This is a genomic window from Flavobacterium sp. (assembly GCF_020217025.1).
GTDB lineage: Bacteria > Bacteroidota > Bacteroidia > Flavobacteriales > Flavobacteriaceae > Flavobacterium.
Window position 1 is genome coordinate 1 of sequence record NZ_JAIWOF010000004.1, and the last position, 10000, is coordinate 10000.

Here is a 10000-nt window from a genome sequence, read left to right on the forward strand (position 1 = left end):
ATTATAGTTACAGGTCCGTCATTAATCAAACTCACTTTCATATCGGCTCCAAATTGACCTGTTTGTGTTTTTTTGCCCAATTCAATTTCCATTTGTTGCACAAAAGATTCATAAAGAGGAATAGCAATTTCGGGTTTAGAGGCTTTGATATAACTAGGACGATTTCCTTTTTTTGTAGCCGCATGCAATGTAAATTGAGAAACTACAATAATTTCGCCATTGATATCTTTTAACGACAAATTCATTACTTCATTTTCGTCTTCAAAAATTCTTAAATTGGCTATTTTAGAGGTTAACCAATTGATATCTTCTTGATTATCGGCGTCTTCAATGCCGACTAAAACTAATAAACCTTGTTGAATTTGAGCTACAATTTGTTTATTTATTGTAACTGATGACTCGGAAACTCGTTGAATTACTGCTTTCATTTTAATGTATAAACATCAAAAATATGAAAAATATCAGAAAAGATTTACGGAAATCCGTAAAAACAAATTATTTTCTGGTTTCGTCACTTGCCCTTCTTTCGGCATCGTAAATATCGGCGCGATATTGTTCTTCGTCGCCTTCTAAAATTTGGGTATAACTTTTATAGCGCGACCACGAAATTTCGTCATTTTCCAATGCCTTTTTGATGGCGCAATGCGGTTCTTCTTTATGTAAACAGTTATTAAATTTACATTGGTCTTTCAAAGCAAAAAATTCAGGAAAATAATCCCCAATTTCTTGTTTTTCCATGTCGACAATTCCAAAACCACGAATTCCCGGAGTGTCTATAATTTTAGCTCCGAAAGACAAATCAAACATTTCAGCAAAAGTTGTGGTGTGCTTTCCTTGTGCATGCGATTCGGAAATTTGTTTGGTTTTTAAATTCAATCCTGGTTCTAAAGTGTTTACCAAAGTTGATTTTCCAACACCCGAATGTCCTGAAAACATAGAAACTTTGTCTTTCATTAATGCTTTAAGTTCTTCAATTCCTTTTCCATCTTTAGCAGAAACACGTAAACATTTATAGCCTATTGAAGAATACACATGTTGTAAATATAATTGTTCGTCTAATGTAGGGTCATCAAACGTATCTATTTTATTGAAGACAATTACGGCTTCAATTCCATAAGCTTCAGCGGTAACTAAAAATCGGTCGATAAAACTTGTGGTTGTTGGTGGATTATTAATGGTAACCAATAAAAAAACCACGTCAATATTAGATGCGATAATATGCATTTGATGCGATAAATTTACCGACTTTCTAACGATGTAATTTTTTCTATCATGAATCGCCGTGATTACTCCAGTGGTTTCATCAGTGGTATTTTCAATATCGTAATCTACAACGTCGCCCACCGCAATAGGATTGGTACTTTTGATGCCTTTCATTCTAAATTTACCTTTTATACGGCACTCTAAAAAAGCACCATTTTCTGTCTTAATGGTGTACCAGCTTCCAGTAGATTTATAAACGATTCCTGTCATTAAAAGGTAAAAATTAGAAGTTTGAAAAACCGATTCAACTTCGTTATATCTTGCAAAGATAATGTTTCTATTGAAAATTAAGGCAATAAAAAAGGCTACTCTTGGTAGCCTTTTTTATTACTCTTCTAAAATCATTCTTCCTAACTTATCTTTACTTTTTCTTGAAGAGTAAACGATAAATTCTTTGTCTGATTTTCTATAATATACTCCAGGACGCAATACCAATTCATTTTTAATTACTTCTTCTGGATCTTTTCTTGTCATATTTCCGTTAGAATCGAAAATGAATAATGCTGGAATTGCATTGTTATAATTACCTAAGGATTTAATATCATCAATATTAGTCACACCTTTGTTTTTAACGTTATCGTTAAAAAGTAAATTAAGTACCCCATTTTTGTAAATAGGAATTGCTCCTAAATATTCAGGACCTTTTCCTAATTGTGTTAATGGAATTTGAATTGAACCACCAACTGCAAAACTTCCGTTACCTCCGGCAAATCCAAATCCAATTGACAATGTAGTTACAGTTGCAGATTGTTCTTTTGGTAAAACATTACCCCATTCAAATGTACCATCTGCTTTTAAACTTGTAATAATAATTTCGTTTTTAGTGTACGTTACAGGTGTTGCCGCTAATGGCCCAATACCAGAACTTTGACCTACATAAACATACTGAAATTCAGACAATACGATTAAACCACCATCATTTTTTTCAATAATAGTTGTTATATTATAGAAAGGCTTAACGTCTTTTCCTTTTTTAGCTCTTCTTTCACCTAATAGTTTAACTTTTGTTGCATAATCAAACTCATTAAACTTTACTGCATTAGTTGCATTCGTATTTAAATCAATAGTTGCGTTATAAACTCCTTTAAGTTCTTTATTTGCTTTTCCGTTTTCTCTTACACTTGAATAAAAACCAACTATTTTTAAAGTATTTTTATTTGTAGAAATCATTTTACAATTGATAATTTCTTTCCCTTTAATATCAATATTTACGATTTCCTTTTTGTATCCGTTATTTCTTTTGAAAGTATGGATTTCAAATTTTTCAATTTGTTCTTTCTTTTTTGAATCTCTGTAACTTTCATTAACTACTAAGAAAACATCATCTTGAAAATTAACTTCAAAATCAGAAATTGTAAATTCATAATCTTTCTTACTGTCATCAAACTTAACTTTTTCAGTATTTGAGAACAAAGTCCCCATTTTGTCATCAAACAATTTTACTTCATATTTTACCGCATCTTCTTTTGAAAACAATGAAGTATGCATAACTAACAAAGCACCTTCATCTGGAGATAACTTGAAATAAAAATCGCCTCTGCTTGATTTTTTTGCAACTTCAGCATCAAACAATACCACTGGAGATTTACTTAAAACACCTTTATCAGAAACTTGTGTAGCAACTAAATTAAAAATTTTATCTTTTTTATTGTAAACACTACCAATTACATAAAGATTGTCATTTAAAAGAAAAATTTCTTCAAAATCAACTTCTTTGTCGCTAATTTGAGGAATTACAATTGGATTAGATGAAATAAGTTTCATTGAACCCGATTCAAATATTTTTATGAAATAATCATCTTTTCCTTTTATAGCTAAAGCAAAGATTTTGTTATTAGATTCTCCAACGATTTTAACGATTTTTTGTTTATCGTCTGCTAACTCTTCTCCATAAGTTAAAGACACTTTGTCTATTTTGTTTTGAGCAACTAAGAATTGAATCCCAAGCACAAAAGCAAACAAAAACAGATTAATTTTTTTCATTATTTATTATTAAAAGATTTGTGGCGCGATATTACAAAAAATGTAAGAATATTTTCTAAAAAAATCTATTTATTAATTACTTTTTCTTGATGTGTAATACTTTCTTGGTGAATTGCTTTAAACAATTGCATTACAAATTCGTTACTCAAACCTTTTTCTTCGCCCTCTAAAATCATTTTTCCTAAGATTTCGTTCCAGCGTTGGTTTTGTAAAATAGCCACATTTTTTTCTTTCTTTAACAATCCGATTTTATCGGCAACTTTCATTCGGTTACCCAAAATTTCTAACAGTTTTCCATCAAACTCATCAATTTGCATGCGCAGTTTTGCCATTTTTTGATTGTATTCGCTTTCATCATCCGACACTTTTCTAACGCGTAAATTGATGAACATTTGTTTTAATGTAGCTGGAGTTACTTGTTGAGCAGCATCACTCCAAGCATTATCTGGGTCGATATGCGTTTCAATAATTAATCCATCATAATTCAAATCTAAAGCTTGTTGCGACACTTCTTGAATCATATCGCGCTTTCCGGTAATGTGCGAAGGATCGCAAATCAAAGGTAAATCGGGAAAACGATTTTGCATATCAATTGCTATTTGCCACTCTGGATTGTTGCGGTATTTTGTTTTTTCGTAAGTAGAAAATCCTCTGTGAATTACTCCTAACTTCTTAATATTTGCGTTATACAATCGCTCTAAACCACCAATCCATAAAGACAAATCAGGATTTACAGGATTTTTTAATAAAACGATTTTATCTGTTCCTTGCAAAGCATCTGCGATTTCTTGAACGGCAAAAGGATTTACGGTGGTTCTAGCGCCAATCCACAAAACATCAATATCGTGTTCCAATGCTAATTTTACGTGAGCTGCCGTAGCGACTTCCGTTGCCATTAACAAACCGGTTTCTGCTTTGGCTTTTTGCAACCATTTCAATCCGATTTCGCCCACACCTTCAAATCCACCTGGACGTGTTCGAGGTTTCCAAATTCCTGCACGGAAAATAGAAACATCAGAATTCTTCAATTCGTGTGCTATTTTTAAAACTTGTTCTTCGGTTTCAGCACTACAAGGTCCTGCAATTACCAGTGGATGATTCAAATGAAAATCATCTAACCAAGTGCGTAATTCTTTTTTATTTTCCATAACCATATTTTCACTGTAAAATTACTACTTATTCTTAAATTATTATTGTTTACTCTTTTCATATTCGCCCAACACCTTGAAATGCGTTGTCATGATTTCCATTATTTTTTTCGCTTTTTCAAAATGTTTATATTTTTCAAAAACTACATCCACAAAAAAAGCATAGGTAAAAGGCGTTTCGATAATAGGAAGCGATTGAATTTTTGTTAGATTCAATTTGCAATTATTCAACACATTTAAAACCGTTGCCAAAGAACCTGGCGTATCATCTAATTCAAATTTTATTGATGCTTTATTGATGAGTTCTTTTGAAATTTCTTTGTTCGATGCTTTTAAAACTACAAAACGCGTTTTATTACTTTTTACCGTGTGAATTCCATCTGCAATAATTTCCAGATTGTAAATTTCGGAAGCTACTGGTCCAGCTAAAGCACCGATTCCTTTCAATTGATTTTCCTGAATTCGCTTTGCAGTAATTGCAGTATCCGAACTTTCGACCAATTTAATATGCGGATATTGACTAAAGAAATTGGCACATTGCAGCAAAGCAATTGGATGCGAATGCACTTCTTTGATATCTTGAATTTTTTGACCAGGCAACACCATCAAATTCATGTGAATATCTAAAAAATATTCGCCAATAATATGCAAATCGTATGAATCGATTAAGGCATAATTTGGTAAAATAGCGCCTGCAATTGAATTTTCTATCGCCATGATAGCTTTGTCGGATTGATTGGTTTTCAAACTATTGACCACGTCTCGAAACGAACTGCATTCATCCAAACCAATCGCATCACCAAAATAACGATGTGCTACTTGATGATGAAACGATCCTTGAATTCCCTGAATTGCGATTTTAATTCCCATAATTTTGAGCAAAAAAAAATCCCGATTTGCATCGGGATTGTATGTTTATAAAATAAATTTCTTTCATTTATATAATAGCACAACAATCCCTCATCTGTCTCCAGAAGAAATAAAAAGAATTGTTATATAAAAATGTACTATTGGTAAGCATTAAGCTATTAATTATTTGATTACGTAAAAGTAATAAAAAAATGAAAACGAAATACTTTTTTAAATAAATTTGAGTTCTTTTAAAAAAAGTTACTTTTGCTAAAATTTACAAACTATGTCGATAGAAGTTCAAAATATTTCAAAAAATTACGGAGACCAAAAAGCATTGGATAACGTTAGTTTTTCTGTAAAAAAAGGAGAAATCGTAGGTTTTTTAGGTCCAAATGGTGCCGGAAAATCCACTTTAATGAAAATTTTGACAACTTATTTAACGGCAGATAGCGGAACAGCTGTTGTAAACGAACACGATGTAACTTCGGCACAAAAAGAAGTACAAAAATCGGTTGGGTATTTACCAGAACACAATCCGTTGTATTTGGATTTATATGTGAGAGAATATTTGGCTTTTAATGCCGATTTACATAAAGTTGCGAAATCAAGAATTGACGAAGTAATTGCTTTGACAGGATTAACGCCTGAAAGTCACAAGAAAATTGGAGAATTATCAAAAGGTTACCGTCAACGTGTTGGATTAGCAACCGCTTTGTTACATAATCCAGATGTGATGATTTTAGATGAACCAACAACAGGTTTAGACCCAAATCAATTGGTAGAAATTCGTGATTTGATTAAAAACATTGGAAAAGACAAGACGGTTTTTCTATCGACGCACATTATGCAAGAAGTGGAAGCGATTTGCGATAGAATCATCATTATTGACAAAGGGAAAATCGTAACGGATGAAAAACTAAACAATTTAGTTGCCGAAGAAGCGGAACAAATTATCGAAGTAGAATTTGACAAAAAAGTAGATGAAACTATTTTTGCTTCTCTTCCAAATTTAAAATCAGCAAAAAATTCGCATGATTTAGTTTGGGAACTAACTTTTACTACAGCGACAGATATGCGACCAGCATTATTTGATTTTGCACAAGCGAACCATTTGAGAACATTACAAATTGTGTTGAAAAGTAAAAACTTGGAACAAATTTTTAGAGAGAAAACAACTAGAAAATAAAAAAATCTCCTTACAACTAAACTGTAAGGAGATTTTAAAAGTATTGTAACATTAATTTAAAGTTACCAAATACTTTTGTCTGAGTTTGTCGTAATCATCGTAAACCACAGAAAGTGCGTAACTCGACAAATCTTCATTTAACAACGAATTGTAAATGAAATCTTCTTCCGTAAAACCATGTTTGGTAATGGCCTCTTTGATGTACTTTACGGCAACCTCTTTTTTATTCTGATAAAAGTAACAATTTGCCACTTCTATATACACGTCTTTTAAATTTTGACCTTTCGACAATTTAATGTAATTTTCATACTCTTTAATTGCTTCAGTATAATTTTTCTTCTCGGTAAGTGATCTAGCCTTTGTTAAGATAGAATCCAATTCATTTGCGAAGGTTAACTGGGAAATGAATAAAATTACGAATGAATAGATAATTTTTTTCATGGGTTTAGTTTTTTATTATTATAAATTTACAATTATTTTTTCAATAAAAAATATATTTTTTTTAACCACAACCGTTTTTAATATAGTTTAGTGTAACTATTTAACATTTTAACTGAATTATATTTAAATAAAGTTTTGTAAAGCTACATAAATATAAATTTAACCTCTCAAAACAGTCAAAAAACAGAAGAATTCGAAAAAATACACTTTTTAAAAAAAGCAAAATGCTATTAATCGAATTTATATGTTTTTCGTCGATAAATTTATTACTAAATAGCTAATTAAAAATCATCTTCCTTTTAAAATAACAATTTGTTAATTTTAAATCTTAACGGTTACAATTAATTAAAATACACTTTTCAAAACACTTACTTTATTTACGAATAAAAAACCAAATTGGTTTAAAAAAAAAATCTCCTAAGCACAAAATACTTAGGAGACCTAACTTTAAAAAGAACTATAATTTAAAAAATTTCTCTGGCAATTGCCTTAACATTCTCTGCTTTTCCCATAGAGTAATAATGCAAAACGGGAATTCCAGCTGCGATTAACTCTTTACTTTGTTGGGTACACCATTCAATTCCAATTTGCTTTACAGCTTCATTATCTTTTGCTTTTACAACTGCCATAATTAAATCATCAGGCAACTCTAAACTGAATCGATGCGGAATTAAATTCAATTGTTTTTTGGTTGCGATAGGTTTTAATCCCGGAATTATTGGAACCGTAATTCCAGCCGCTCTACATTTGGCCACAAAATCGAAGAATTTTTTATTATCAAAAAACATTTGGGTAATAATATAATCGGCTCCGTTTTTAATTTTTTGCTTTACGAAATGAATATCGCTATCTAAACTTGGTGCTTCCATGTGTTTTTCGGGATAACCTGCTACTCCAATGCAAAAATCGGTTTTGGTTGAATTTTGCAAATCTTCGTCCAAATAAATTCCTTTATTCAAATTGCTGATTTGCGTCACTAATTCCGAAGCATAGGCATGACCTTCTTTTTCGGGTTTGAAGTAAATTTCGCTTTTAACCGCATCACCACGAAGCGCAACTACATTATCAATTCCTAAGAAATCCAAATCAATTAATAAATTCTCTGTATCTTCTTTAGTAAAACCACCACATAAAATATGTGGAATAGCATCTACTTCGTATTTATTCTGAATTCCAGCACAAATACCAACCGTTCCTGGACGTTTTTTTACTACTTTTTTCTGAAGTAAACCATTTTCTAATTCTTTGAATTCATATTCCTCACGATGATAGGTTACATCAATAAACGGTGGCTTGAATTCCATCAATGGATCGATACTATCAAAAATCGATTGAATGTTTTGCCCTTTTAAAGGCGGTAAAATTTCGAAGGAGAACAAAGGTTTTCCGTTGGCGTTTTGTATATGTTCCGTTACTTTCATCTTTTTGGGTTTTGGATTTTGGGTTTTGGGTTATAGGCAAACCTTTTACCTAATACCTTTTACCCAATACCTTAAATTAATCTGCTAAATTGGGTGATAGCCATTTTTCGGCTAATTCAATACTTATATTTCTTCTTTTGGCGTAATCTTCTAATTGGTCTTTTTTAATTTTTCCCAAGCCAAAATATTTACTTTCTGGATTAGCAAAATAATAGCCCGAAACTGAAGCTGCTGGCCACATCGCCATACTTTCAGTTAACTTTACTCCTATTTCTTGTTCCACATTTAGTAATTTCCAAATCGTTGGTTTTTCTAAATGGTCAGGACAAGCAGGATAACCTGGAGCAGGACGAATTCCTTTGTATTGTTCTTTGATTAATTCGTCATTTGACAACACCTCATCCGAAGCGTAACCCCAAATTTCTTTTCGAACTTTTAAATGCAAGTATTCTGCGAATGCTTCTGCTAATCTATCTCCCAAAGCTTTTACCAAAATGGAATTATAATCGTCTAATTGTTTTTCGAATTCAGAAGCTTTTTCATCAACTCCAAAACCTGTTGAAACACAAAAACATCCAATGTAATCTTGTTTACCAATTTCTTTTGGAACAATAAAATCTGCCAAAGCGATATTTGGAACTCCCACTGTTTTTTGTGATTGCTGACGAAGGGTTAAAAATTTCTCAACTTCGCTTGAAGCAATAACCTCAACATCGTCATCATTTATTGTGTTCGCTGGAAAAACCCCTAAGATTCCTTTTGCGGTAAGCCACTTTTCTAAAACAATTTGAGTAAGCATTTTTTGTGCATCATCAAAAAGATTAGTTGCTTGTTCTCCTACAATTTCATCAGTCAAAATAGCTGGAAATTTTCCGTACAATTCCCAAGATTGAAAGAATGGTGTCCAATCGATAAAATCTACTAATTCCAACAGCTCAACTTCTATAGTTTTTGTGCCGATGAAGTTTGGCTTAACCGGTTCATAATTATTCCAATCGATTTTGAATTTATTTTTTCTTGCTTCTTCTATGGATAAGAAATTTTTCTCGCGACTTCTATTTAAATACCCTTCACGAAGCGAATCATATTCTTGCCGAAGCGATTTTGCATAGGTAAGTTTTGTATCGGGTTGTAGTAAATTCGTTGCAACTGTCACTGCACGAGAGGCGTCATTCACATGAACCACCGTTTCCTTATACTCAGGAGCAATTTTCACAGCAGTGTGCGCACGAGAAGTGGTTGCACCACCAATCATTACTGGAATTTTGATGTTCAATTTATCCATTTCTTTGGCCAAATACACCATTTCATCCAATGAAGGTGTAATCAAACCACTCAACCCAATAATATCTACATTTTCTTTAACTGCAGTTTCGATGATTTTTTCGGGTGGAACCATCACACCTAAATCGATGATTTCGAAATTATTACAAGCTAAAACTACTGACACAATGTTTTTACCTATATCATGTACATCACCTTTTACAGTTGCCATCAACACTTTTCCGGCCGAAGACGATTTTCCGTCTTTTGAAGCTTCTATATAAGGAAGTAAATAGGCCACCGCTTTTTTCATAACACGAGCCGATTTCACTACTTGAGGCAAGAACATTTTTCCGCTTCCGAATAAATCTCCAACCACATTCATTCCGTTCATCAGGTGATTTTCGATTACTTCGATTGGCTTCTCAACTAATTGACGTGCT

General features: G+C 32.2%; 9 protein-coding genes. 1 reads left to right on the plus strand and 8 read right to left on the minus strand.

Going from position 1 to position 10000, the window contains the following annotated elements; genetic code table 11:
* From dtd to LDL23_RS00175, 5 genes are all read right to left on the minus strand, one after another.
* A partial coding sequence (dtd, locus tag LDL23_RS00155) for a D-aminoacyl-tRNA deacylase (RefSeq protein ID WP_291263890.1) occupies positions 1 to 428 on the minus strand: 428 nt, incomplete at its 3' end.
* Between the two features lie 67 nt (positions 429 to 495).
* Positions 496 to 1473 carry a ribosome small subunit-dependent GTPase A gene (rsgA, locus tag LDL23_RS00160; protein WP_291263891.1) on the minus strand — a complete coding sequence of 326 codons (978 nt, stop codon included), beginning with the start codon at positions 1471 to 1473 and terminating at the stop codon, positions 496 to 498.
* A 117-nt stretch (positions 1474 to 1590) separates the two neighbouring features.
* Positions 1591 to 3246 carry a hypothetical protein gene (locus LDL23_RS00165; RefSeq protein WP_291263892.1) on the minus strand — a complete coding sequence of 552 codons (1656 nt, stop codon included), beginning with the start codon at positions 3244 to 3246 and terminating at the stop codon, positions 1591 to 1593.
* Between the two features lie 65 nt (positions 3247 to 3311).
* Positions 3312 to 4394, minus strand: a complete 1083-nt coding sequence (locus tag LDL23_RS00170) for a bifunctional 3-deoxy-7-phosphoheptulonate synthase/chorismate mutase type II (RefSeq protein WP_026725905.1) — start codon at positions 4392 to 4394, stop codon at positions 3312 to 3314.
* A gap of 42 nt (positions 4395 to 4436) precedes the next feature.
* On the minus strand, positions 4437 to 5264 hold the full coding sequence (locus LDL23_RS00175; RefSeq protein ID WP_291263893.1) for a prephenate dehydratase: 828 nt from the start codon (positions 5262 to 5264) through the stop codon (positions 4437 to 4439).
* 265 nt (positions 5265 to 5529) lie between these two features.
* Here LDL23_RS00175 and gldA point away from each other — a divergent pair, with 265 nt between their 5' ends.
* Positions 5530 to 6432, plus strand: a complete 903-nt coding sequence (gene gldA / locus LDL23_RS00180) for a gliding motility-associated ABC transporter ATP-binding subunit GldA (protein ID WP_291263894.1) — start codon at positions 5530 to 5532, stop codon at positions 6430 to 6432.
* A gap of 51 nt (positions 6433 to 6483) precedes the next feature.
* On the opposite strand, the gene LDL23_RS00185 is transcribed toward gldA, so the two are convergent.
* From LDL23_RS00185 to LDL23_RS00195, 3 genes are all read right to left on the minus strand, one after another.
* Complete coding sequence (locus tag LDL23_RS00185) at positions 6484 to 6873, minus strand: hypothetical protein (protein WP_291263895.1); 390 nt, start codon at positions 6871 to 6873, stop codon at positions 6484 to 6486.
* Positions 6874 to 7337: 464 nt separating this feature from the next.
* Positions 7338 to 8294 carry a methylenetetrahydrofolate reductase [NAD(P)H] gene (metF, locus tag LDL23_RS00190; protein WP_291263896.1) on the minus strand — a complete coding sequence of 319 codons (957 nt, stop codon included), beginning with the start codon at positions 8292 to 8294 and terminating at the stop codon, positions 7338 to 7340.
* A gap of 76 nt (positions 8295 to 8370) precedes the next feature.
* Positions 8371 to 10000 (minus strand): vitamin B12 dependent-methionine synthase activation domain-containing protein (locus LDL23_RS00195; RefSeq protein ID WP_291263897.1); only part of this gene is annotated, 1630 nt, incomplete at its 5' end.